Below are 22837 nucleotides of genomic sequence, written 5' to 3' on the forward strand. Positions count from 1 at the left end.
GCTAACGCTTCGGCAGTCTCCTGATCGTGGTGACGTGGCCGGCATCCGAGCGGGCGATGCGCGACATCGCGATATCGAGCCTCTCCACCGCCACACGCATGTGAAAGCCGTTTGCATGGATCATGCGCTCCGCGTCGACCATGATGCCGACATGTCCCTTCCAGAAGACGAGGTCGCCGCGCTGGAGCGCCGTGAAGTCGATCGGTTCTGGTAGCGCTTCGCCGAGCGTCGCCTCTTGCATATCCGTATCGCGCAGCGAGGAAATGCCTGCTCGCTCAAGGGCCATCTGGATGAGGCCGGAGCAATCGACACCGAGGCTGTCCCGGCCGCCCCAGAGATAAGGCACACCGATGAATTCCTCGGCAACGGTCACGAAGTCGCGGACATAGGCGCCGACGGTAGCGAGATGAGCGGTAAAGACCCAGCCGCCACTCTCGATCTCGCTGAAATTGCCGCGCGCGCCGACGACGCGCAGCTTCGCGTTCATCGATATGGGAAGCGCGGGGCGCGTCTTCAGATCGGGCTTCGGATAGATGAAGGTGCGAAGAGCCGCCACCGTATGCGTCGGCTTGGCGGGGCGGGAGACAAGATCCTTCGCCTCGACATAGCCGACATAATCATCACTCGCCGACTGCCCCCAGGCCCAGCCGTTCTTTTCTTCGTAGACCCGGAAAACCTCGCCATAGAGAAGCTGCGTATCCATGGGTGCGGCAGCCTCGGGCCGACGCAGGAGTGGCACCGAAGATGCCCCCACCTGGCGGTCTACGCCATCGACGAAGCGAGACGCCTTGACCTCGCCGCGCAGATGCGCCGCCGCAAGGTCATCGCGGTAGGGATTGAGGCGATGATCCGGGCCACGCGCACGGCTCATGCCTGCAGGCTCCGGGAAGAACTGACGATGAGATCGGCAAACTCATGCATGAAGGCCGAACCCTTCACGGTCCTTTGCACCAGCACATTGCGCCGGTCCGCTTCATCGCGCGTCCGCTTCAGCAAATCAAGGCTGCCGAGCGTGTCCAAGGCGCGGGTGATGGCGGGCTTCGAGACGTCGAGCGAGGCGGCGAGGCCGCGAACGGTGTGTGGCGGCGGATCGAGATAAACGATGAACATGATCGCCAGCTGCCTCGATGAAAGGTCCGGTCCGTCGCGGCGGACGGACTGAAGCACCACATCGTGCCAGAGAGACAGAGCCTGCACAGGCTTCAGCTCCACGGCACCTGTCAGAGATAGTTCCGGCATCGACGTCCCCCAACGCTGCCAATCCCCCACCCGGAGGTTTTCCGTTCCGGGCCCGGATCAGTCTAGCGGGACTCCGGAACGGGGCAAGTGTCAGGCTCCGTAGCGACGCTGCAGAAGGTGATAGAGGGCCCGAATGCCCTGCGCTTCGCCACCGACAGGACGGCCAGGCCTCGGCTTGGGGGCCCAGCCATAAATGTCGAAGTGGACATGGGCCCTTGCCTTCTCGACGAAACGGCGGAGAAAGAGCGCAGCCGTGATCGAACCGGCGAAGGGGCCGTCCGACACGTGGTTCACGTCCGCGATCTTGCTTTCGAGCCATGCGTCATAGGGTTTCCAGAGCGGCATCCGCCAGAGCGGGTCCGACATGGCTTCAGCGGAGACGGCAATCTCACCCGCGAGCGCTTCATCGTCCGTGTAGAAGGGCGGCAGATCGGGGCCAAGCGCCGTGCGCGCCGCACCGGTAAGCGTCGCCATATCGATGACGAGGTCAGGCGCCTCGCTGTCGGCCTCCGCCAATGCGTCGGCAAGGACGAGGCGGCCTTCCGCGTCCGTATTGCCTATTTCGACTGTCAGTCCCTTGCGGCTCCGCAGGACGTCGCCAGGCCGGAATGCATTGCCCGAGACGCTGTTTTCCACCGCCGGGATCAGTACACGCAACTGCACATCGAGCTTGGAACTCATGATGAGCTGCGCGAGCGCCAGCACGCAAGCCGCACCGCCCATGTCCTTTTTCATCAGAAGCATGGCGCTGGAGGGTTTGAGATCGAGGCCACCGGTATCGAAGGTCACTCCCTTGCCGACCAGCGTCACCTTCGGTGCGCCCGCGCGGCCCCATCGTATGTCGATCAGGCGGGGCGCGACGGCGGCTGCGCGACCGACGGCATGGATCATCGGGTAGTTCGCGGCAAGCAACGCCTCGCCCTCCGTCACCTCGCAAGTTGCACCGTGGCCGCGCGCAACCTCTTCGGCGGCGGCGGCGAGATCGGCCGGGCTCATGTCTGCGGCCGGGGTATTTATAAGATCGCGGACAAGGAAGATAGCCCCGGCGATGCGGCTCACCTCTTCCCCGTCCACTCCTTCCGGAAGCACGAGGCGCGGCCACTCGCGCGGTCCGCCGGCGTAACGCGTGAACCGGTAGGTGCCGAGCGCGTAGCCGAGTGCGGCTTTTGCGGCGTCCCCATGCCTTTCGCCGGCAAACCTGTAGTCGCCCATCGGCAACGCGGTGGCCAGTGCGCCGGCAACGAATGGATCGGCTCCATCGCCCAGCCCGAGGAGTACGCCGGCAAGGCCGCCGGAGCCGTCGGGAAGCAACAGCACCTTGCCGGCCTCGCCCTTGAAGCCCGACGTGGCGACCCAGGCGGCGCCGGGGCCGGCATGTGTTGCACACCAGGTTTCAGTCTCGCCGGAGCGAATTTGCCAGACGGGCGTCGCCGCCACGTCTTTTCTGGTGATAAAGATGTCGAGCACGCGGGCCTTCCGGGGTCAGGATTTACGTGATTTCGCCGGTCCGAAACCTTATAGAGAGGCCGGTGGCCCCGCAACGGCCACACTTTATCACCGGGGGACAGAATGGCGGCGCCCGAGTTCGAGCTTGTGATCGGCGACAAGAACTGGTCGAGTTGGAGCCTGCGCCCCTGGCTCTTGATGCGGCAGGCAGGCATTCCGTTTCAGGAAACCTCCATCCGCCTGCGCAGCCCGGATACAAAATCGCAGATTCTCGTTCATTCACCGACCGGCTTCGTGCCTGCCCTGAAGTGGCGCGGGGTCGTGATCGGCGACTCGCTGGCGATTTGCGAAACGATCGCCGACCTCTTTCCGGGCAAGAAGCTCTGGCCTAAAGACGCGCTCGCCCGCGCCCTCGCCCGCAGCGCCTGCTCCGAAATGCATTCGGGTTTCCAGGCCATTCGCCGCGACATGCCGATGGCGGTTCTGGAGCGTCATAATGGCGAAGGGCATACAGAAGAAGCCCTCGCCAGCGCGCGTCGTGTAATCGAGCTGTGGCGTGCGCTGCGCGGCCGCTTTGGCCGGCAGGCGACCGAGGATCAAGGTTTTCTTTTCGGCCATTTCACCGTGGCGGACGCCATGTTTGCACCGGTGGTCACACGGTTCGAAACCTATGGCGTCAACCTCGGCGCCTTGGGCGATGACGGCATGGTACGCGCCTATATGGACGCCATATTGACGCTACCCTCCATGCGGGACTGGATCGCCGGGGCTGAAGCGGAAGAGAAGGAAAAAGCGGCTGCGACGGCCTAGGGCGCGCCGTCGGCAATCAGCCCTTGTTGCCTGTAGTACCGCTCCGCTCCTTCGTGGAGCGGGACGGGAATGGACGAGATAGCGAATTTCTCTCTCTCTTTCTCATCTCCCGGCAGGAGGCCCGGCAAGGCCGGTCCTGAAAGCAGGACCCGGTTCCCCGGAAAAAAGAGCGCCTCGGTGATTTTGTAGACGATATCGGGATCCGCCTGCTCATTCACCACCCATACCATCGATACACCGAGGGTCCGCGTTGCGGGAACAAAGCGGTAGAGATCATCCGGGATTTCCAGGGGCTGAAAGCTCTCGCCGGGATGAGTGAGCTGCTGAACCTCTTCCCCATCGATAGGCACGATGTTGATGGAGCCGCGATCGGCGAGACTGGCAATTTCCGCCGATGGCAAGGCGTCGACGAGAAAGAAAGCGTCCAGTTGACCGCGTAGCGTCAGATCGATGGCGGTCGCCGTATCGTACTCCGAAAGCTGCACCGTACGGCGACCAAGGCTGTGGACGGCGAGAACGGGGAGCGCCGCCTCCCGTGTGCCGGACCCCGCGGGCCCGACGGAGACGCGCATATCCCTCAGGTCTGCGACGGAGCCGATGTTGGCATTGCGGCTGGCGACGAGATAAAGCGCCTCCCGATAAACCCCGGCGATAGCGCGAAGGTTCCGGATCGGCTTCTCGCCTTTGAATGGCGTCTCGGCCTGTGCTGCTAATTCGAGAACGGGAGCGGCGACGAGAGCGGAATCGAAAAGACCCGCGCTCACGGCCCGAACATTGGCAACCGGTCCTGCGGAAGACCTTGCGACTGCAACGAGCCCGGCAACACCGCAGGGCATGCCCCGCTCGCACCGCGGCGTTCCCGGCGGGCGGCTGATTGCAGCGGCCAGCCTCTCACCGACGGCGAAATAATCGTCCCCCGCGCTGCCGGTGCCGATCTGAAAGAAGATGACCGCTTCCGGCGGTTCCTCCAGGCTAGCCGGTGGACGGAGGTAGAAAAGAACCCCCGCCACAAGGACGGCTGCGGCACCCAAAACCGTTATGGCGGCGCGCGCGGAGATGCGGGAAGCGGCCACCTTTACCGGTTCGTACAATCGCAGGGCCGTGTCCCAAAATTGCTTCGGCTTCATAAGAACTATCCAGACGCAGCAAACGGATCGGCGCGACCCGGGTTGTATGATCCTCGAATCCTCTCGGTTCCTATAATTAATCCTTTCTTGACCGCTGTGTCTCAATATCGCTTCAGAACATGGTCCTGTTCGCACGGGGCCATCCCGATTCCATGTGCCGGGACCGACCGTCATGAAGCTTTTCGCAGATCAGACCCAGCGATCCGCCCTTCGCGCTCCACGCAGCGGCTGGCTTGCATTGGCTACGCTCTGCTCCGTCATCGCGCTTTCCGGTTGCGCGTCGACCGGCACAACCCCCGTCGCCCAAGCGTCCAAAGAGGCGGCGCAAGCCCGGATCGACGAGCCGGCGCTTCGCAATGCGGCCATCGAAAGCACCAAGACACAGGACTATGTGGCGGCGGCGGCTTATTGGGGCGCGCTTTACGAGCGCACACCGGGCGACGCCACCACAGCTGTCCACTATTCGAAGGCGCTCCGGCAGATCGGCTCGATCGAGCAGTCGCTCACGGTGATGCAGCGCGCCCGGATTAAATTCCCCGAGAACGCGGAGGTGCTTGCCGAAGCAGGAAAGGCGTTGACCGCAAGTGGCCGGCCGGACCAGGGCGTCGCAATGCTTGAAGCCGCGGCACTGCAATCACCGAAGGACTGGAGCATCCGGTCCGCTCTCGGCGTGGCTCTCGACCAGATGGGGCGCTACGACGAAGCCAAGGGCCGTTACAACGAATCCCTCGCGCTGTCGCCCGACAACCCCTCCGTGCTCACCAATCTGGGCCTGTCCTACGCCTTGACGGGCGATCTCGATATGGCCGAGCGGACGCTCCGCAAGGCTGTAGCGGACACCCGCGCCGATGCTTACGCGCGGCAGAACCTCGCCATCGTTCTCGGTCTTAAAGGCAATTTCGACGAGGCCGAGCGGCTGGCACGGGCCGACCTGCCGGCCAATGTCGCGGACGGCAACATGGCCTATCTGCGTTCGATGCTGTCGCAGCCAGCCCTTTGGAAGCAACTGGAAGAGCTCGACCGGCAGCCCGAGGGAACGGCACCGGCAAGCCCGCCGGCTGCGAAGCCGGCCGCTGCGAAAGAAAGCCATGCCTTCCCCGAAGCTGAAGACCAGGTGTCGTCGCTGCCGCCCGAGACGCGCGTTTCCATTTACTAGAATCGTGCCGGCCCCGGGACCTGAACTACTATTTCATCAGCGGACACAAAAAGGCGCCTCCCGGACTTTCGGCAGGCGCCTTCTCGCTTTTATGTACCTCGTCAGGTATTCGCCAGCGTCTTGATGATGGCCGGGCCAAGAATGACCCCGAAGAGCACCGGCAGAAAAAATACGATCATCGGCACGGTGAGCTTCGGTGGCAGGCCTGCGGCCTTCTTTTCGGCTTCCGACATTCGGATATCGCGGTTCTCCTGCGCCATGACGCGAAGCGCCTGACCCAGCGGCGTGCCGTAGCGCTCGGCCTGAATAAGGCTCGTCGCCACCGCCTTCACGCCGGGAAGCCCCGTGCGTCTGGCGAGGTTCTCATAGGCCATGCGGCGTTCCTGCAGATAGGAAAGCTCCGCCGTGGTGAGACCGAGCTCCTCGGCCAGTTCGACCGACTGCGCGCCGATTTCGGCAGCGACTTTCTGGAATGCGGCCTCGATCGACATGCCGGACTCGACACAGATCAGCAGAAGATCGAGCGCATCCGGAAAGGCCTTGCGGATCGAATCCTGCCGGCGGCTGATCACATTCTCGACGAAGAGGTTTGGCAGATAGAAGCCGACAAAGGCGGCTGCGCAGGCGACGGCAAGACGTCCCACCGGTTGCAGCCCGAAACTATTGAGGAACGTAAGGTAGAGCAATGTGACCAAGAACAGCAGCGGCGGCATCACAAAGCGAAAGAAGACGAAGGTGTACATCGGCCCGGGGCCGCGGAAGCCGGCCTGACGCAACTTCTCCTTCACGGCGGCATTTTCAAGCACATTGCCACTCGCGAACTTTTCGACCACCTGCTTCATGAAGCCTTTCGGTGTATGACGGAGACGCGTCTTCTCCTGCGCGAGCGCCTCGCGAGCGCGAGCGCGCATCGCTTCGCGCTCGGTCGAGACGTATTTCATACGTGTGGAAAGCTTGTCCGTGTTCATGAGCGGCGCGGTCAGCGTGAAAATGGTCGCGAAGGCGGCCACGCCAGTGAGGAGCATCACCACGTTTTCCACGTTGAACATATTTTCCACAAGCTCGAACACGCTCATTCCCGATCCTAAAACTTGAAGTCGATCATCTTTTTCATGATGAGAACGCCAATAGTCATCCACATGAGACCGCCGACGATGATCATGTTTCCGGCCGTGGTCGTGAAGAGAACATCCATATAGCCTGGTGAAGTGATATAGATGAGCAGCATGACGCCCGGCGGCAGCGCTCCGATAATGCCGGCGGAAGCTTTCGCCTCCTGTGACATGGCCTGGATCTTTCCGCGCATCTTCTTGCGTTCACGGAGCACCTTTGAAAGGTTGCCAAGCGCTTCGGAAAGATTGCCGCCTGTCTTCTGTTGAATGGCCAGAACGATCTGAAAGAAGTTCACCTCCGGGAGAGGCATACGTTCGTAGATTTTCGCGAGACCCTGCTCCAACGTCACGCCGACGCGCTGGCCCTCCACGATGCCTTGGAACTCCGTGCGGATGGGCTCCGGCGATTCCGTCGCAATGAGCTTCAGGCAATCATTGACGGGAAGGCCGGACTTCACGCCGCGCACGATGACGTCGATCGCATTCGCGAATTCTTCAGTGAATGCCTTCTGACGACGTTTGATGAGATAGGCAAGGACCCATCGCGGCAGGCCGAACCCGCCGGCGAACCCCCCAAGTGCCGCAATCACCATCGAAAGACCGGAGATTTTCAGGAGGAGCGCACAGACAAGACCCGCTACGATACTCGCGATGTAGAAGGTACGAGGCTCGATATCGAGCCCCGCCCGTTCTATGCGCGTGCTCAGCGAAATCCTCTTGTTCTGCTCTTTCTGCTGCGCCTCGAGGCCTTTGAGCGTTTCCTGCATCTGCTTGCGGCGCTTTTCGCTGTTGTCGACCTCTCCGTCAACCGAGGTAAGCCGCGCGTTGCCCGCTCGCGTGACGCGCTCGACTCGTTTCTTCGACCGAGATTCGCCGCCGACAAACAGGAACCCTAGCGCGCCGAAGCAAAGAGCGGCGAGCAGGGCGATACCGAATATAATCAGGGTTGCCTGATCCATATTTTCTTTCGCAACCCCCTCAGCCTTGGGCGCGGTCGAGCGCGGCGGCCAAGGCCTGGTGCTGATTGTAGTAGCGCGCGCGATCCCAGAACGAAGGACGTGCGATGCCCGTGGATTTGTGTTTTCCGATGATGCGCCCCGTTTCATCCTCGCCCTCGATCTCATAGACGAAGAGATCTTGCGTGATGATGACGTCGCCTTCGGTACCCAGCACTTCCGTGATGTGCGTAATACGACGCGAGCCATCGCGCAGGCGAGCCGCCTGAATGACGACGTCGATCGACCCGCAGATCATTTCGCGGATCGTCTTCGAGGGCAGCGCATAGCCGCCCATCGTAATCATGCTTTCGAGGCGCGAGAGCGCTTCGCGCGGGCTGTTCGCATGGAGCGTGCCCATGGAGCCGTCATGACCGGTGTTCATGGCCTGGAGAAGATCGAAGGCTTCCGGTCCGCGAACTTCGCCGACGATGATGCGTTCGGGACGCATGCGCAGACAGTTGCGGACGAGTTCCGTCATCGTCACCTGACCTTGTCCTTCAAGGTTCGGCGGGCGGGTTTCGAGACGGACGACATGAGGCTGCTGGAGCTGCAATTCGGCGGCGTCCTCACAGGTGATGACGCGCTCGTCGGTGTCAATGAAGCCGGTGAGACAGTTCAGAAGCGTCGTTTTGCCTGAACCTGTACCGCCCGAGATCAGCACGTTGCAGCGGACCTTTCCGATAATTCCGAGAACCTCCGCACCTTCCTGCGAGATCGAATTGTACTGAACGAGATCGTTCATCATCAGCTTGTCGCGGCGGAATTTTCGGATAGTCAGCGCGGGCCCGTCGATGGCAAGCGGCGGCACGATCACGTTAACGCGGCTGCCGTCGGGCAGGCGGGCGTCGCATATCGGGCTCGATTCATCTACGCGGCGGCCGACCTGGCTCACAATTCGCTGGCAGATATTCATCAGCTGGCTGTTGTCGCGGAACCGGACGTTCGTCAGCTCGACCTTGCCATTCACTTCGATGAAGGTGCGTTCGCAACCGTTCACCATGATGTCGGCAATGTCGTCGCGCGCGAGGAGCGGTTCGAGCGGTCCATAGCCGAGCACGTCGTTGCAGATATCCTGCAGGAGAGCTTCCTGCTCGGAGATCGACATGACGACATTTTTTATCGACAGGATTTCGTTGACGATGTCGCGGATTTCCTCGCGCGCGCTTTCCGCGTCGAGCTGGGCAAGCTGCGTGAGGTCGATCGTGTCGATCAGCGCGTTGAAGATCGTCGTCTTGATCTGGTAGTAATTTTCCGAGCGATGGTCACCGGCCCGTGCCTGAACGGCAGGCTTCGGCGCCGTCTGCTTCGGCGGCAGCGGTTTCGGAGGCGCGGCCGCGGCCGTAGCCGCAGGAGCGGCGGCGCTCCCTTCCTGCCGTGGTACGGCAGGCGCGGGCGCCGCTGCTGACTTGCGCGGGGCTGCTGCCTGACCTTCGGTCCGCCTTCCAAACACGACGAGCTACCTCCGTTTATCCCTTGCGGGACAGAAAACTGAAGAATGACGACTTGGTGGGCTTCGGAGCGCGCAGGTCGCGCCCGCAAAGCTGCTGCGCGAGGAAGCGGAAACCTTCCGTGGTCTTTCCCTTCGGATCGAGCTCCTCGATCATCTGGCCATTATTCGCCGCCGTACCAAAGAGGCCCGGATTGAAGGGAAGCACCAGGGTAGCCTCTGCGCCGACCGCTTCGGTGAAATCCTTCACTGGAATTTCCGGACGTTTCGGCATGCCTACCTGGTTCAGTACGATATGCGCGGCGTTGTCGTTCGGGCGGGCCTGACGCACGAGATCCAGAATGTTCTTGGCGTTACGAAGGCTCGCGAGATCCGGCGTGGCCGTGATGACGATTTCATCAGCCGTCAACAGGACTTTCTTTGTCCACGGCGCCCAGACATGCGGCAGATCGACAACCACGCACGGCACACCCTCACGCACGATATCGAGTACCGTTTCGCAGCTGTCGCCATCCATTTCGAAGTCGCGATCGAGAATCGCCGGCGCGGCAAACAGGCTCAACCGGTCGGTGCACTTCACCAGCAGGCGATCGAGGAGTACGTCGTCGAGACGCTCAGGCGCCATCAATGCATCGGCGATGCCTTGCGCGGGATCCTGGTTGAAGTCGAGACCCGCGGTGCCGAAAGGCAGATCGAGATCGGTTATGATGACATCTTCGTTCATGCCGGTGGAAATGCACCAGCCGATATTGTGGGCGATGGTACTCGAGCCCGTGCCGCCCTTGGCGCCGATAAAGGCAATGGTGCGGCCGATCGGCGGCGCGTCCGGATCGACATAAAGCCTTGAGATCGCCTCGATGACGCCCATCGGATGAAGCGGTGCCACCAGATATTCATTGACGCCCTGGCGGATCATCTCGCGGTAGAGCGAGACATCGTTCATATGGCCGACGACGACAACCTTGGTGCCTGCGTCGCAGACTTCGGCAAGAGAAGTGAGCTGCGAGAAGAGCTCGTCCCCGGCTGCGCGCGATTCGACCATGATGAGGTTCGGCGTTGCGCTCTGCTGGTACTGGGCTATCGCGGCGGGAATGCCGCCCATATGGACGGTAAGATGCGCCTTGGCAAGCCGGCGGTCCTCGCCGGCGCGCTGGATGGCGCTGCCGGTGGCCGGCTGCTCGCAAAACGCGTGAATCGTGATCCGGGGTACGGGCTTCACCACGGCAAGCCCGTCCGCCTCATGAACGGTGGCGGAAAAGGCGTGAGGAGGCGACTGACGCTCGGGCATCGGCGGCGCTTCCACCGGAATATCCTTGTGGGCCAAATTGCTCATTACTGTACCTCACTCACGGCGCCGGAGTCCTGATCGCCTCGCACCGTGGCCGTAGCCTCCCCTGCGCGATACTTTTCGAGCACTGTGCCGCGGCGCTGCGCATCGGCCGGGGTCATGTTGCGCGGACCGATCAGGTCTGCCGGGTCGGCGATCATCGCCGCCAGATTATTCTGCGTCGAACAGCCATGATTGGGCAGAAGGCCGTTCGAGGGATCGGCCGAATAGCTCTGCGACCAGTCTCCGCAAGCAGTGGGCTTGGCAACATAGCGCTTGAACGAAAGGATAAGCGGCGCGGAGGTATCCGCACCGGAGGCGCGGTATGGCGTATAGGCCAGTGCGTCGCCGCCGACACCCTGCTCGGCGAGAGCGTCGCGTACATCGCTGAGGGCGACGGCAGCAGCGCCCTCGTTCGGAGAGCCGGACGGCGTGGAAATCGTCAGGGGGCCGTGGCCGCGTTGCCGGTAACCGGCGGCGAAGCCCGCAATGGCGTTGCGGTCCGCCTGCGACAGGCCCGGCTGGCCCGGAACCACATCGACGTTCAGCGTCGCGACATCGGTCTCGATCGAAATCGGATGGGTATAGGCGACACCATATTGTGCCTGTTCGACGCCATTGAAGCTGCAACCGGCGAGGCCCAGAGCGAGCGCGGCTGCAATTCCTCTGGCGGCATGCATTCCGTTCAGCTTTGCCATGTCATTCATCCTTCGCGCTTCAATCCACAACAAAGCCGACCGGACCCTGCAACGAGTTGTCGCCGGGGGCGGCGCCGCGTGCGCCATAGGTGGCATTCAGGCGGCCCATCAGGATCGCATCCATGTCACTCGCCGGCGCAAATCCGTCCGTCGGCAGAGCGAGGTTCTTTCGCGACGTCGGATCGACCAGATAAGGTGTGACGATCACGACAAGTTCCGTTTCATTCTTCTGATAGTCCTGGCTGCGAAACAGCTGGCCGAGTACCGGCACGTCTTTCACACCGGGCACGCCGTCGATGTTCTGGCGCATCGTGTCGGAGAGCAGTCCGGCCATGACCAGAGAGCCGCCGCTGGGAAGTTCGAGCGTCGTCTCCGCGCGGCGAACCTTGAGGCCCGGTACGGTTACGCCATCGCCATCCGCGCCCTGGAGAACGTATGCTCCTTCGGACGAAAGCTCGCTCACCTCGGTCGAAATCTTCAGGCTGATGCGGCCTTCGCTGAGTACCACCGGGGTGAAGTTCAGACCGACACCGAAAGGTTTGAACTCAAGCTGCACGTTGCCGTCGCGGTCGCGCGACGTCGGCACGGGGAATTCGCCGCCGGCGAGAAACTTCGCAGACTCGCCGGAGATCGCGGTCAGGTTCGGCTCGGCGAGCGTACGAAGGATACCATCTCGTTCGAGAGCGCGTATGGCGCCTTGCAGGCCGTCGCCATTGTATGATGGTTGCGCCGTCAGCCCGCCGAGCGAGGTGCCTTGCACGCTGAAGGAATTGCTCGTCGCAAGTTGAAGCGCGAAGTCGCCGAAGCTCGATGCGCTCGAAAGATTGACGCCAAGCTGCTTGATGACGTTGCGCTGCATTTCCGCAACCGTCACCTTGAGCATCACCTGTTCCTTGCCCTCGATGCCAAGCATGTTGAGGACGTGTTCCTTGTCGCCGCCGATATAGCGGGCCGCGAAGTCCTGCGCCTTGCTGGCGTCGGAGGCGCTCGCGACCATGCCGGAGAGAACGACGTGATCGTTGATCGACTCGACGTCGATGCGCGCTTTGGGGAAATACTGACGGAGCGATTCACGCAGACCCGTCAGGTCGCGCGCCACGCGGATTTCGAGGTTCAGTATCTGCTGGCCGGATTCGTTGAAGAAGAACGCGTTCGTCTGACCGACGGCGAGACCGATGAGATAAGTGCGTCTGTTGGTCCGCACCACCGCGTCGACGATAGCGGGATTCGAGACGAGAACATCCCGGGCGGCCACGGGCAATTCCACGATCGCTGCCTTGTTAAGCCCGAGAACGATGCTGCGCGATACCTGACCGACGCCGCCTTGATCGATCTTGACCAATCGAGCATCGCCTGCCATGGCGACATCCGCGGAGCCCAGGGCCGTCGCGGCGGCGCAAAGAAGTACGGCCGCTGTCCGCATCGCGCGCAGTCCTGCGCCGGCGTAGCCCGCTTTCAACTTGTTCCACATACTGCTCATGCCCGACCCCATTGCCTACTTCACGCGCACGTTCTGCGCCGTGCCGTAGCGCACGATTTTCACAACCGATCCGCCTTCAGCCGCTGTCGTTTCGTTTCCGGCGAGATCCTGTTCCGCCATACTGCGGAGCGAAAGTCCGAGATTGCCTTCCGCTTGGGCGACCGATATCACCTCGACCTGAACCGGCGTCAGCTCGAGCGTCGCCGTCTTGCCCACCGCAACCTGTTCACCGGCCCGCTCGTCGAAGCGCTGATCGATAGCCAGCACACGGATATTGCGCAGGATGGTTTGGCCACGCGCCACGTCGACAACATCCACCCGATCATTGGGAAGGATAAAGCCGCCGGCGCTCGTCTCCGGCGTGATGCTGATAGCCGCCGCGCGCATGCCAGGTTCGATGAGTGCCGACATGAAGCCTGCACCGGTCAATGTCACGAGCTTGTCGGCCGTGACCGGCTCGCCGTTCAGAATGCTCGCGCGGGCGACGCTGCCCATATAATCCTCGACCGCGGCCGGATTCTGGTTGCGCGTGATATAGGCGCCGTTCATCGAGGTGTCCGGCCAGCGCTGCCAGCGCAAGTCGCCGCCGGCAACTCGCTGCCCGAGTTGAAGATTGCTGCCCGCGACAAGCACTTCCGTTGTCGGCGCCTCGACGAGTTTCGGCTCGACGGGCTCGTCGTTGCTGGTCACGAGACCGCGAGCGAGAAAAGCCGCGAGGCCCGCGGCGACGATCGCCAGAACCAGAACTCCTATGCGTGCGGCGTTCACTTGCTCAATCCTTTCCTGGTGCGGTCCGAACAGGCCGCAAATTTCTTTCGATCACGCAGCATGCGCCGCGACTTTCAGCCATACCGTCTCCGGAAACATCAACAAACCCGCAGCAGCGAGCGCAACGCCGTAGGGAATGCCGGTATTCCGGTCATGAAGGCGCAGTATCCATTCGCGCTGCATGAAGAGCGGCAGCGGCATCGTGCGAAACCAGAGCAGCAGAAGCGTCAATGCACCGCCGATGATCGAGGCGATAAGCAGGTAGCCGAGCAAATCGTACCAGCCGATCCAGAGCGCGGTCGCCGCGACGAACTTCGCGTCGCCACCGCCGATCCAGCCGAACGCGAACATCCCCATCCCGACGATCAGCATCGCAACGCCGGCCGCGACGTGGAGCGCGATCTCCGGCAGGGGCAACCCCGTGAAAGGCACGAGCACTGCGAACATCGCGGCGAGCGCGACGGTCAGCAGGTTCGGAATGGTCATCGTCGTCAAATCCCACAGGGCGCCGAAGATCATGGCGAGCGGAAAGACGGCGAGGAGAAGCATGTTCGTCACGAAGGATGCCCGACTTTTCCTCATGGGCGATACCGCCCCGCGCAGAGGGCCCCATGCCTCTCCACACGAGCCGATAGTGGGCGAGGAGCGTAAATTTGGAGTAAATGGCAGGCCAAAATGAGCCGGAATCGAGGCTGCGGCAGGCGGAGATACAGCGGCCTTGTTTGCCAGGCGCCACGGCCGGCCGGGGCAAAAGAAAACCGCCGGACATGTGCCTGTCCGGCGGTTTGATCTCTCGGCGAAACCTCCGGACGAGCCGGAAGCCTCGATCTGCAACAAGACCGATTATTCGGCGATCTTCTCGGCGATATCTTCGAACTTGGCGATGAGGTTGTCACCGACGGTACCCACCGCGGTGATGATCACGACCGAAATGCCCGCAGCGATCAGACCATACTCGATGGCGGTCGCACCGGACTCGTTCTTCACGAAAGACTTCAGAAACTGGCTCATACAAGCCTCCTTGCATATTTGACTGTCGACAGCACCAGCCCACGCGCATCGCGGTAATCGATCCGCAGGGCGCCCTTTCGGACTGGTGGCAAGCTTAGCCCCCCTCCCCTTACCCAATTACTAATGATTATTCGGGATTTCAGGTAAGTTTTAACGACTGTCAGAGTATTTAACTGGTATATATTCAACCATTACTGTATTGATTTGACTTCTCTGAGTACTAATTGGTTGATGGGGCACACGGTTCCGGCATTGCAGTTTCGAGCATCGTTAATCGTCGGTTAAAGCCAGAAGCAAGCACCGGAAACGCACGGTCTCAAGCCCCGCTGGTGGCCGAGTGTCTTCTTGCTATTACTGTGGCTGTGTCGCGCCATATCCTCGAGAGTGTTTCCACAACGGAAACCAGTTTCGAAGAATCAGCTAACGCGGCTCACACAGGCCCCGCAGTGCCGCTTCGTCGCTGACGACGAGGCCGGGATAGGCGCGCGTTGCAATGCCCGCGCGAACGATTTCGGCAATGGCCCGGGCCACGACCTCCTCCGTCGTGTCGACCCGCGCCGCCAGTTCGCGGTGGCGGGGCAACCGCGCGATGAGAAGGCAGTCTTCGCCGTCTGCAGTTCGGTGGGGTTCCGCGAGCGCAAGGAGTTCGCCATAGACCCGTTGGGCGCCCGTACCTTCACCGTCTCGTGTCGAGGCAACGTGCGGCAAAGTACCTGCCTCGCCTGCTCGCAGCAGTCGCGCATATTGGCAAAGCAGCGCGCGCGAAACGGATTCCTCGCGCGACAGAAGCTCCACAAAGCGGTTTTCGGGCATGATGGCGATGATCCCGTCTTCTCTCGCCACGACCGTGAGATCAGTTTCCGCAACTCCGAAAACGGCCATTTCTCCGAACTGGCCGCCGGCATCGACATCGACATACGCTATACGACCGGCAATTCCCACGTTGCGGGCCAGGCGCACGCCGCCGCTGACGACGAAGATAACGCCCTCCATCGTGTCGCCCTGGGCGAGGTTCAGCACAATCTCGTTGCTCGATATTTTCCGCCAGTCGCATTCGGCCGCGAGGAGCGCGAGTTCGCGTGGCGGCAATGCTGCGAGAACGGCGATGCCGGCAAGCGTGTGAGCATTGTCCCTGGCCCTGTTTCGACCACTCCGCGCGCCGCCAGCCATGCCTTCTCCTCAATTCAACTCCGGCGAGACTAGGGTTCCTCCTTTAATCCGCCGTTAAAGCGGCAGATGCGAACGGATCGTTACGGTCAACATATCCTTTACTCCTTGCCGATAGTGTCGCGGGAACAGGTCTCAAAAGAGAGTGGCAAGGACATGCGCGTATCCCGCATTGGCAAAAACACCTCCCGCCGCATCTACGCGGCAGCGCTCGGCGCTGCCTGCGCCGCGCTGCTGGCCGGCGCCGCACAGGCCGCCGAATTCCAGGTCGAGGTGAACAAGTCGAAAGCTCTTCATCTCGGACAACCGGCCGCTACCGTGATGGTCGGCAATCCGGCAATCGCCGATGTAACGGTCGAGGGCTCGAAACTCGTCTACGTCATGGGGCGCAGCTTCGGCCGTACCAACATCGTCGCGCTCGGCAGCGATGGGGCGACGATCCTCGACATCAATGTGAGCGTCGTATCGCAGGAAGCATCCACGGTTACGCTGACGCGCGGCTCAGGCCAGTATTCCTACAATTGCACGCCGCGCTGCGAACGGGTTCCGACAGTTGGCGACAGCCCGGACGCTTTCGAGGAACTCATGAAGCAGACCACAACCGCTGCCGGTACCGGCAGCGCGGCGGCAAACGCAGCTTCGACTTCGTCCGGCGGCGGACTCCATTAGGATTGTCCGCGGGGATTTCAGCACCAAGGCTGCGCCTTTCGAGGCGCAGCCTTTTTCATTTCAGGGAAACTCTTCCGGCTATTTGCTGATACGCAAATTCGAAAGCGACTGAGCAATGGATTTGAAGACGTCGGTCAGCTCGCTCGCTGTGTTGACGCTATAATACATGCTCGGAGAGGAGGCACAGTTGCGGAGCAGCGTCGCGTTGCCGTTGATCAGTCGAACCGTATAGACGGTTATACCGTCGCCTTTGATTGCGCTGCAGACGAGCGCCGTTCTTACGTCGACGCCGGCGCAATAGGAGCTGCCATTACATGAACCGATACCTTGGCGATAATAGGTGTTGTCTCCGTCGGTCAGATACACCATCACCTTTTCGAGTTTTTCGGCATCCTTTGCTGCGGCGTTCGACAAGACCTTGCCGTTGATCAGCATTTGCCAGCCCCAGACGAATCCGATGGTGGTGTTCGTGGCCCCGCCGGCAACCATGGCGTCGATCTCGTTCTTCAGCATGGTCCAGTCGGTTGAGAAAGGAACGATCGGACGCAGGGTGCAATTGTTGTTGTACAGGTTGTTATCGTTCGCCGGGAAAAGCGTCGCGTTGTCGATAGTAACGGGATCGGCGATCGAAACGTCGTAGTTCTGATCGCGGTCCACCACGCAGCCTTTCCAGCTCGATTTCGAGACGGTGCGTACGTCCTGTGTACAGGTCGTCGTCTTGTTCTTCCCGCTACCCGTGGTGACGCAGGTCTCCGTCGGCAGTTCCCACGACCACTTCAACCAGTTGCTGTTCTTGTACGAGGTGCCGACATTGACGTCGGTAGTGAAAGGCACGATTGCAATCCTCACGTCGCCGGCCGAGACCGCCGCGGAAGAAACGGTCGTGATAAGATCCTTGGCTGCGGATTTCAGCACGGTCATGCGACCGTCGGAGTTCATCGAACCCGTGTTGTCCAGAACAAGCACCACTTCAAGCTTCTTGCCCATTCGCGTGACTTCTGTGGTCGCCGCAACCTTGAGCGTATTGATGCCGACTACACCCATGAGGCTCGTCGGCATATCCGCGCTGACCGACAGGGAGACGACATTGCCGTTCTGCGTCACGCTGAGCGTGCCGGGAACGCCGATCTTGGATGCCGGATAGTTGGCGCTGAAGTAGCTCTGGGCCATTGTCTGCATCTGCGCGGCACTCAGCCCTGTGGAGCCGCCGATCGCGAGGGCCGACGCATCGAGCGCAGCCTTGAGCCGGCTTTCGACGATATAGGCGCGGGAAATGTCGACGGACGCGCCCACCGCGGCGACGATGGGAACCATCGAGATCGCCAAAATCGCGGCGAAGTTGCCGCTCCGGTCATTCCACAATCTGCGAAACAGGTTTTGAAAACGCCGCATGGATGGCCCGACCTCTGTAATCCGCCGGCATCCGCCGCTCCACGGGGGCGGACGTGGCAGGGAAAGCGTACACGGTCGTTTTAGGGTGGGTGGCGTTAAGAAGGAATGAATCGAACAGGCAATATTTAATACGCTTACCTTTTGGTAACCGGCGCGGCGCTATCAAGAATATCGCGTGGAGACGGGTCTTCAGCGCGCGAGGGCAATCCATGGAAGATGCACGTCAGGGAGAGCATACCCGACGCGACCGGCAGCGCGGGTTCCTGCGCGCCAGGAGCGGCAGCGCCGCCGTCGAATTCAGCCTGCTCGCTATTCCCTTCTTCGCGCTTCTCTTCGCGATGATCGAGACCTGCATCGTCTATTTCGCGGCGTCCAATCTCGAAAGCGTCGTCGCCGACGCCGGCCGTCTCGTGCGAACCGGCCAGGTTCAGACGGGCGGAATGTCGGAGGCCCAGTTCAAGGATTATATCTGCGGCGAGATGATGCTTATCAGCAATTGCGGCGCCGATCTTCATGTCGACGTGCGGAATTTCACCAACTTCAACAGCGTCAGCTTTCCGCCGCTGATCGACGAGAACGGCAACGTCGTCGACACGACGGTTTTCCAGCCCGGCAGCGCCGGCGACATCGTTCTCGTTCGCGTCTATTACACTTGGGGCGTCATGAGCCCCTCGCTTATCGGCCTCTCCAATGTGGATGGCGGCGGGCGCCTGATCGCTGCCAGCGTCGCGTTTCGGAACGAGCCGTTCATCGTTCCGACCAGTTGAGGGATGGGAATGCGCGGATTATTTCCAGCATTGAACGGCGCGATGGCCGCCGGATGGTTCAAGCGGTTCGCGCGCGAAGCAGCGGGAATTGCGGCGGTTGAATTCGCCCTCATCTTCCCGCTCATGCTGACCTTCTATTTCGGCGCGATCGAGATCACCAACATGCTTACGGCCAACCGCCGCGTGACGTCGGTCGCCTACACGGCCGCCGACATCACCGCGCAGGCCGCCTCGGTGAGCAACGCCGACATCACCGATATCTTCAATGCAAGTTCGGCGATCCTCGCGCCTTTCAGCACGACCCCGATCACGGTGCGGATTACCAGCGTGGTGGCCAACTCCAGCAATGTGCCGAAAGTGGCCTGGAGCGACGGCCACAACATCGCGCCGCGCGCCGCCGGTTCGAACATGACGCTGCCGGCGGGTCTCACGACCGCAGGGTCCAGCGTCATCGTGGCCGAAGTGACCTATGCCTATGCCTCGCCGATCAGCGAGCTCATCACCGAGACGATAACCTTCAGCGATATCGCCTATCTGAAGCCGCGCCGCGCCGTTCAGGTCACCCGGACCAACTGATTTCCCCGCCGGACGGACAATTAACTATGTTTCGCCCGGAGCTGTAGCAAATCTGCCGCAAGCGGAAGCGCCGGTCCGTGGGCCTCTTCCTGAGGGCCACCGTGGAGATGGCGGCGGATGGCGGAAGTCACGCCGCACGAGGATCCCCGGGCCGAGCCTAAACATCTGATTTTACGGAACATTCGGGCTGGCGGAGGGAGAGGGATTCGAACCCTCGATACGGTTTCCCGTATACACGCTTTCCAAGCGTGCGCCTTCAGCCACTCGGCCACCCCTCCGGACTCGCCCGTCTGAGGGGCGATAGCGCGCGGCACTATACGCGACAAAAACCCTGAATCAACCGGGATCACGGCCTTTATGCCTTTGATCCGGCAAACTTCTTCCCACGAGTGTGCTTGTTTGGGACACCCGATCCGGTTACCGTTCCGGACGTTAGTTTCTATAAATCACCGCGTAGGGCTGGGGGGCTCGTGTGCCATGGTCGTTTTCAGGCTGATTGGACTTCTTTTCATTATTGCTGCCCTGATGGCGCTGGGTTCGGACGCGCTGCTTTCGCTCGAAAAGAGCGAGGTCACGATGCGTTCATTCGCCGAGCTTTGGGCGCTGGTGAACCAATCGAGCTATGACGCAGTCGCCGGTTGGGTCAGCTCCGGCGCACCGGAAGGCCTTGTCGGGCCGATCAACACCGTCTTCACTTATCCGGCATGGGCCGTACTCGGCGTGATCGGCATCGTGCTGGCGGGGCTTCTTGCCCTGCTGCGCCGCGGCGACTGAACACCGGACATCCGGCAAAGGAAAAGGCCGCCCGGTTCACCGGGCGGCCTTTTCTTGTTCGGGGCAGAAGCGAGAGCTGCTAGTTCGCGTCCATCTTGAGCGCGGAGATGAAAGCGTCCTGGGGGATTTCGACGCGGCCGAACTGGCGCATCTTCTTCTTTCCCTCTTTCTGCTTGTCCAGCAGCTTGCGCTTGCGGCTCACGTCGCCGCCATAGCACTTCGCCGTCACGTCCTTGCGCATGGCCGAGATCGTTTCGCGTGCCACGATGCGCCCGCCGATCGCCGCCTGGATCGGAATCTTGAAAAGGTGCTTCGGGATCAGCTCCTTCAGCTTCTCGCACATCACGCGCCCGCGCTGCTCCGCACGGCTCCGGTGCACGATGGTCGAAAGCGCATCGACAAGCTCATCATTGACGAGGATGGTCATCTTGACCAGATCGCCCGTCTCGTAGCCCTCGATGTGGTAGTCGAAGCTCGCATAGCCCCGGCTCACCGATTTCAGCCGGTCGTAGAAATCGAGCACGACTTCGTTCAGCGGCAGGCGATAGACCAGCATTGCGCGCGAGCCTGCATAGGTAAGGTCGACCTGGTGGCCGCGCCGGTCCTCGCAGAGCTTCAGCACGGCGCCCAGATATTCGTCCGGCACGAGGATCGTCGCGCGGATCCACGGCTCTTCGATATGATCGATCTTCATCACATCGGGCATGTCGGCCGGATTGTGCATCTCCACGATCGAGCCGTCGGTCATATGCAGTTGATAGATGACGGAGGGTGCCGTCGTTATGAGATCGATGTTGAATTCGCGTTCCAGCCGTTCGCGCACGATTTCGAGATGGAGCAGCCCGAGAAAACCGCAGCGGAAGCCGAAGCCAAGCGCCGCCGAGGTTTCCATTTCGAATTCGAAACTCGCATCGTTGAGACGAAGCCTGCCCATCGCGGCACGCAGATCCTCGAATTCGGCGGCGTCGACAGGGAACAGCCCGCAGAAGACGACCGGCTGCGCCGGCTTGAAGCCCGGCAGCGCCTGGGCGCAGGGGCGCTTTTCTTCCGTCACCGTGTCGCCGACGCGCGTATCCGCCACTTCCTTGATCGATGCCGTGAAGAAGCCGATCTCGCCCGGCGTCAGGCTGGCGACGGCTTCCTTCTTCGGCCGGAAAATACCGACATTGTCGATCGTGTAGACACCGCCGGTGCCCATCATCTTGATGCGCTGGCCCTTTTTCAGCTCGCCATCGATGATGCGCACGAGCACGACGACGCCGAGATAAGCGTCGTACCAGCTATCGACCAGCATCGCCTTCAGCGGCGCGGAAAGGTCGCCCCTCGGCGGGGGTAAACGGTTGACGATGGCTTCCAGCACCTCGGGAATGCCGATACCGCTCTTCGCGGAAATCTCCACCGCCTCCGATGCGTCGAGGCCGATCACGTCCTCGATCTGCTGGCGCGTCTTGGCGGGCTCCGCCGCCGGCAGGTCGATCTTGTTGAGGACCGGCACGATTTCGTGGTTCACGTCGAGCGCGTGATAGACGTTGGCCAGCGTCTGCGCCTCGACGCCCTGGCTCGCATCGACCACGAGGAGCGAGCCCTCGCAGGCCGCGAGCGAGCGGTTCACTTCATAGGCGAAGTCGACATGGCCGGGTGTGTCGATGAGGTTGAGTTCATACATCTCGCCATTCGCGGCCTTGTAGTCGAGCCGGACGGTCTGCGCCTTGATGGTGATGCCGCGCTCGCGCTCGATATCCATCGAATCGAGCACCTGCTCCTTCATCTCGCGCGCCTGAAGTCCGCCGCAGAGCTGAATCAGCCGGTCGGCAAGCGTCGACTTGCCGTGGTCGATATGGGCGATGATCGAGAAATTGCGGATATGGGAAAGGTCGGTCATGGGGCCTGCTGTGTTAACAGGCGCCCATATAGCACTGGCCGGGGTGCAAGCCAATTGGGGGTGGCGCTAGTCGTCCTCCTCGGCCGGGACAGCCCGGCGGCTGGCGAGATCGCCGATGAGCCTTTCGGCGAGTTCCGGCGAAAGATCGACCGAGCATTTCCGCCCGAACGGCTCGCTTGCCTCGGCGGTCCAATAGAGGCGGGGCCGAGGCCCCGTGCTGACCAGCCTCATGGCGATGCTCAGGGAGGGCACGGGCGAGACGGCAGGGGCATCGCCCTGGCGTGGCGCGGCGATCCGGGCATTCACGTCCACATCGGTGCTGACGCCATGCTCGGTCGCAATCACGCCGACGCCGATCCCGAATTTCCTGTTCTGGACCGGTGCCACACTGCATTCCCTCGTGAAGGTCAAAAGGAGACCGGCCTGCTCTTCCGTCGCAACGACCGGGAAGCCATGGCCGCGCAGAAGACCCCGAATCCGTTCTGCCAGGTCGATATCATCCAGCGTCCGGTCGGGCCCGGCCACCGCCACCGGCACATCCATGGGGACGGGCATATAGCTCGCAGCATGGAAATCATCGGCCGCCGCCGCTGGAAGTGCCACGAGTCCCAGCCCGAGAAGCAGACCGGCCATCGCGAGCAAGCGCATCATCCCCGCCACTCGGCCCGGCGCTTTTCCATCCAGGCCTTGACCCCTTCCTTGTAGTCGGGGTGCTTGATCATTTCCTCCAGCAACCGCTCGGCGGCCACGACGGCGCCAGCCGCGTCCCTGTGGAGGTCGGTATAGATCTGCCTCTTGGTCTCCCGGAGCGAACCCGGCGAGACGCCATCGGCGAGCTTCCGCGCATAATCCATGACATGCGGCATAAGGTCTTCCGGCGGCAACAGCTTATTGAGGAAGCCCATCTCCAGGGCCTCCTCGGCGGTGAAGATGCGGCTGGAGAGCAGGATGTCGTTGGCGTGGGTCAGCCCCACGATCCGGGGCAGCACCC

The 22837-nt window shown here is 61.8% G+C and carries 24 protein-coding genes and 1 tRNA gene; 6 read left to right on the forward strand and 19 right to left on the reverse strand.

What is annotated here, in order from left to right:
• Position 1 precedes the first annotated feature (1 nt).
• From Q8S60_RS02410 to Q8S60_RS02420, 3 genes are all read right to left on the reverse strand, one after another.
• The gene (locus Q8S60_RS02410) at positions 2-871 is read right to left on the reverse strand and encodes a C40 family peptidase (protein WP_305275723.1); all 870 of its coding nucleotides are present in this window, start codon (positions 869-871) and stop codon (positions 2-4) included.
• Entirely contained in the window at positions 868-1239 is a 372-nt protein-coding gene (locus tag Q8S60_RS02415) for a MarR family winged helix-turn-helix transcriptional regulator (protein ID WP_305275722.1), read from the reverse strand. Before Q8S60_RS02415 ends, Q8S60_RS02410 begins: the two co-directional genes overlap by 4 nt.
• 90 nt (positions 1240-1329) lie before the next feature.
• Positions 1330-2706: a M17 family metallopeptidase gene (locus Q8S60_RS02420; RefSeq protein WP_305275721.1), complete on the reverse strand. Its 1377-nt coding sequence runs from the start codon at positions 2704-2706 to the stop codon at positions 1330-1332.
• 102 nt (positions 2707-2808) lie between these two features.
• Here Q8S60_RS02420 and Q8S60_RS02425 point away from each other — a divergent pair, with 102 nt between their 5' ends.
• A complete protein-coding gene (locus Q8S60_RS02425; RefSeq protein WP_305275720.1) occupies positions 2809-3495 on the forward strand; it encodes a glutathione S-transferase family protein in 687 nt (228 codons plus the stop codon).
• On the opposite strand, the gene Q8S60_RS02430 is transcribed toward Q8S60_RS02425, so the two are convergent.
• A complete protein-coding gene (locus Q8S60_RS02430) occupies positions 3492-4586 on the reverse strand; it encodes a TAXI family TRAP transporter solute-binding subunit (protein WP_305668293.1) in 1095 nt (364 codons plus the stop codon). The genes Q8S60_RS02425 and Q8S60_RS02430 overlap by 4 nt on opposite strands.
• A gap of 208 nt (positions 4587-4794) precedes the next feature.
• Between Q8S60_RS02430 and Q8S60_RS02435 the strand changes: the two genes are divergently transcribed.
• Positions 4795-5778 carry a tetratricopeptide repeat protein gene (locus tag Q8S60_RS02435; RefSeq protein ID WP_305668294.1) on the forward strand — a complete coding sequence of 328 codons (984 nt, stop codon included), beginning with the start codon at positions 4795-4797 and terminating at the stop codon, positions 5776-5778.
• Positions 5779-5879: 101 nt separating this feature from the next.
• Here Q8S60_RS02435 and Q8S60_RS02440 read toward each other — a convergent pair whose 3' ends face one another.
• The 10 genes from Q8S60_RS02440 to Q8S60_RS02485 all read right to left on the reverse strand — a co-directional run bounded on the left by Q8S60_RS02440 (position 5880) and on the right by Q8S60_RS02485 (position 15789).
• Positions 5880-6854 carry a type II secretion system F family protein gene (locus tag Q8S60_RS02440; RefSeq protein ID WP_305275717.1) on the reverse strand — a complete coding sequence of 325 codons (975 nt, stop codon included), beginning with the start codon at positions 6852-6854 and terminating at the stop codon, positions 5880-5882.
• Positions 6855-6862: 8 nt separating this feature from the next.
• Positions 6863-7849: a type II secretion system F family protein gene (locus tag Q8S60_RS02445; RefSeq protein WP_305276405.1), complete on the reverse strand. Its 987-nt coding sequence runs from the start codon at positions 7847-7849 to the stop codon at positions 6863-6865.
• Between the two features lie 19 nt (positions 7850-7868).
• The gene (locus tag Q8S60_RS02450) at positions 7869-9338 is read right to left on the reverse strand and encodes a CpaF family protein (RefSeq protein ID WP_305275716.1); all 1470 of its coding nucleotides are present in this window, start codon (positions 9336-9338) and stop codon (positions 7869-7871) included.
• Between the two features lie 16 nt (positions 9339-9354).
• Complete coding sequence (locus Q8S60_RS02455; RefSeq protein ID WP_305275715.1) at positions 9355-10668, reverse strand: AAA family ATPase; 1314 nt, start codon at positions 10666-10668, stop codon at positions 9355-9357.
• The gene (locus tag Q8S60_RS02460) at positions 10668-11360 is read right to left on the reverse strand and encodes a CpaD family pilus assembly protein (RefSeq protein WP_305275714.1); all 693 of its coding nucleotides are present in this window, start codon (positions 11358-11360) and stop codon (positions 10668-10670) included. The genes Q8S60_RS02455 and Q8S60_RS02460 overlap by 1 nt, the downstream gene beginning before the upstream one ends.
• Before the next feature lie 19 nt (positions 11361-11379).
• On the reverse strand, positions 11380-12840 hold the full coding sequence (locus Q8S60_RS02465; RefSeq protein ID WP_305275713.1) for a type II and III secretion system protein family protein: 1461 nt from the start codon (positions 12838-12840) through the stop codon (positions 11380-11382).
• A 15-nt stretch (positions 12841-12855) separates the two neighbouring features.
• Positions 12856-13608 (reverse strand): Flp pilus assembly protein CpaB, encoded by a 753-nt coding sequence (cpaB, locus tag Q8S60_RS02470; protein ID WP_305275712.1) that lies wholly within the window; start codon positions 13606-13608, stop codon positions 12856-12858.
• A 51-nt stretch (positions 13609-13659) separates the two neighbouring features.
• Positions 13660-14157: a prepilin peptidase gene (locus tag Q8S60_RS02475; RefSeq protein ID WP_305276404.1), complete on the reverse strand. Its 498-nt coding sequence runs from the start codon at positions 14155-14157 to the stop codon at positions 13660-13662.
• A gap of 294 nt (positions 14158-14451) precedes the next feature.
• Positions 14452-14619 (reverse strand): Flp family type IVb pilin, encoded by a 168-nt coding sequence (locus Q8S60_RS02480; RefSeq protein WP_305275711.1) that lies wholly within the window; start codon positions 14617-14619, stop codon positions 14452-14454.
• A gap of 420 nt (positions 14620-15039) precedes the next feature.
• Positions 15040-15789, reverse strand: coding sequence for a Crp/Fnr family transcriptional regulator (locus Q8S60_RS02485; RefSeq protein WP_305275710.1), 750 nt, complete (start codon positions 15787-15789; stop codon positions 15040-15042).
• Between the two features lie 153 nt (positions 15790-15942).
• Here Q8S60_RS02485 and Q8S60_RS02490 point away from each other — a divergent pair, with 153 nt between their 5' ends.
• Positions 15943-16455, forward strand: a complete 513-nt coding sequence (locus tag Q8S60_RS02490) for a pilus assembly protein N-terminal domain-containing protein (protein ID WP_305275709.1) — start codon at positions 15943-15945, stop codon at positions 16453-16455.
• A 78-nt stretch (positions 16456-16533) separates the two neighbouring features.
• On the opposite strand, the gene Q8S60_RS02495 is transcribed toward Q8S60_RS02490, so the two are convergent.
• Positions 16534-17847, reverse strand: coding sequence for a TadE/TadG family type IV pilus assembly protein (locus Q8S60_RS02495; RefSeq protein WP_305275708.1), 1314 nt, complete (start codon positions 17845-17847; stop codon positions 16534-16536).
• A 209-nt stretch (positions 17848-18056) separates the two neighbouring features.
• Here Q8S60_RS02495 and Q8S60_RS02500 point away from each other — a divergent pair, with 209 nt between their 5' ends.
• Positions 18057-18614, forward strand: a complete 558-nt coding sequence (locus tag Q8S60_RS02500) for a TadE/TadG family type IV pilus assembly protein (protein ID WP_305275707.1) — start codon at positions 18057-18059, stop codon at positions 18612-18614.
• Positions 18615-18623: 9 nt separating this feature from the next.
• A complete protein-coding gene (locus Q8S60_RS02505; protein ID WP_305275706.1) occupies positions 18624-19190 on the forward strand; it encodes a TadE/TadG family type IV pilus assembly protein in 567 nt (188 codons plus the stop codon).
• Between the two features lie 188 nt (positions 19191-19378).
• Here Q8S60_RS02505 and Q8S60_RS02510 read toward each other — a convergent pair.
• A tRNA-Ser gene (locus Q8S60_RS02510) sits at positions 19379-19468 on the reverse strand.
• Positions 19469-19667: 199 nt separating this feature from the next.
• Here Q8S60_RS02510 and Q8S60_RS02515 point away from each other — a divergent pair.
• A complete protein-coding gene (locus Q8S60_RS02515; RefSeq protein ID WP_305275705.1) occupies positions 19668-19964 on the forward strand; it encodes a hypothetical protein in 297 nt (98 codons plus the stop codon).
• Positions 19965-20043: 79 nt separating this feature from the next.
• Here Q8S60_RS02515 and lepA read toward each other — a convergent pair whose 3' ends face one another.
• The 3 genes from lepA to Q8S60_RS02530 all read right to left on the reverse strand — a co-directional run.
• Entirely contained in the window at positions 20044-21846 is a 1803-nt protein-coding gene (gene lepA, locus Q8S60_RS02520) for a translation elongation factor 4 (protein WP_305668295.1), read from the reverse strand.
• Positions 21847-21912: 66 nt separating this feature from the next.
• Entirely contained in the window at positions 21913-22497 is a 585-nt protein-coding gene (locus tag Q8S60_RS02525) for a hypothetical protein (protein WP_305668296.1), read from the reverse strand.
• Positions 22494-22837 (reverse strand): enoyl-CoA hydratase-related protein (locus Q8S60_RS02530; RefSeq protein ID WP_305668297.1); only part of this gene is annotated, 344 nt, incomplete at its 5' end. The genes Q8S60_RS02525 and Q8S60_RS02530, both read right to left, overlap by 4 nt.

It is taken from the genome of Parvibaculum sp. (assembly GCF_030694575.1).
Classification (GTDB): Bacteria; Pseudomonadota; Alphaproteobacteria; order Parvibaculales; family Parvibaculaceae; genus Parvibaculum.

Excerpts from the sequence above, each read along its gene's own strand:
- Q8S60_RS02410 (WP_305275723.1), bottom strand. The coding sequence starts at position 871 with ATGAGCCGTGCGCGTGGCCCGGATCATCGCCTCAATCCCTACCGCGAT.
- Q8S60_RS02415 (WP_305275722.1), bottom strand. The coding sequence starts at position 1,239 with ATGCCGGAACTATCTCTGACAGGTGCCGTGGAGCTGAAGCCTGTGCAG.
- Q8S60_RS02425 (WP_305275720.1), top strand. The coding sequence starts at position 2,809 with ATGGCGGCGCCCGAGTTCGAGCTTGTGATCGGCGACAAGAACTGGTCG.
- Q8S60_RS02435 (WP_305668294.1), top strand. The coding sequence starts at position 4,795 with ATGAAGCTTTTCGCAGATCAGACCCAGCGATCCGCCCTTCGCGCTCCA.
- Q8S60_RS02440 (WP_305275717.1), bottom strand. The coding sequence starts at position 6,854 with ATGAGCGTGTTCGAGCTTGTGGAAAATATGTTCAACGTGGAAAACGTG.
- Q8S60_RS02445 (WP_305276405.1), bottom strand. The coding sequence starts at position 7,849 with ATGGATCAGGCAACCCTGATTATATTCGGTATCGCCCTGCTCGCCGCT.
- Q8S60_RS02455 (WP_305275715.1), bottom strand. The coding sequence starts at position 10,668 with ATGAGCAATTTGGCCCACAAGGATATTCCGGTGGAAGCGCCGCCGATG.
- Q8S60_RS02460 (WP_305275714.1), bottom strand. The coding sequence starts at position 11,360 with ATGGCAAAGCTGAACGGAATGCATGCCGCCAGAGGAATTGCAGCCGCG.
- Q8S60_RS02465 (WP_305275713.1), bottom strand. The coding sequence starts at position 12,840 with ATGAGCAGTATGTGGAACAAGTTGAAAGCGGGCTACGCCGGCGCAGGA.
- Q8S60_RS02475 (WP_305276404.1), bottom strand. The coding sequence starts at position 14,157 with ATGCTTCTCCTCGCCGTCTTTCCGCTCGCCATGATCTTCGGCGCCCTG.
- Q8S60_RS02480 (WP_305275711.1), bottom strand. The coding sequence starts at position 14,619 with ATGAGCCAGTTTCTGAAGTCTTTCGTGAAGAACGAGTCCGGTGCGACC.
- Q8S60_RS02485 (WP_305275710.1), bottom strand. The coding sequence starts at position 15,789 with ATGGCTGGCGGCGCGCGGAGTGGTCGAAACAGGGCCAGGGACAATGCT.
- Q8S60_RS02490 (WP_305275709.1), top strand. The coding sequence starts at position 15,943 with ATGCGCGTATCCCGCATTGGCAAAAACACCTCCCGCCGCATCTACGCG.
- Q8S60_RS02495 (WP_305275708.1), bottom strand. The coding sequence starts at position 17,847 with ATGCGGCGTTTTCAAAACCTGTTTCGCAGATTGTGGAATGACCGGAGC.
- Q8S60_RS02500 (WP_305275707.1), top strand. The coding sequence starts at position 18,057 with ATGGAAGATGCACGTCAGGGAGAGCATACCCGACGCGACCGGCAGCGC.
- Q8S60_RS02505 (WP_305275706.1), top strand. The coding sequence starts at position 18,624 with ATGCGCGGATTATTTCCAGCATTGAACGGCGCGATGGCCGCCGGATGG.
- Q8S60_RS02515 (WP_305275705.1), top strand. The coding sequence starts at position 19,668 with ATGGTCGTTTTCAGGCTGATTGGACTTCTTTTCATTATTGCTGCCCTG.
- lepA (WP_305668295.1), bottom strand. The coding sequence starts at position 21,846 with ATGACCGACCTTTCCCATATCCGCAATTTCTCGATCATCGCCCATATC.
- Q8S60_RS02525 (WP_305668296.1), bottom strand. The coding sequence starts at position 22,497 with ATGATGCGCTTGCTCGCGATGGCCGGTCTGCTTCTCGGGCTGGGACTC.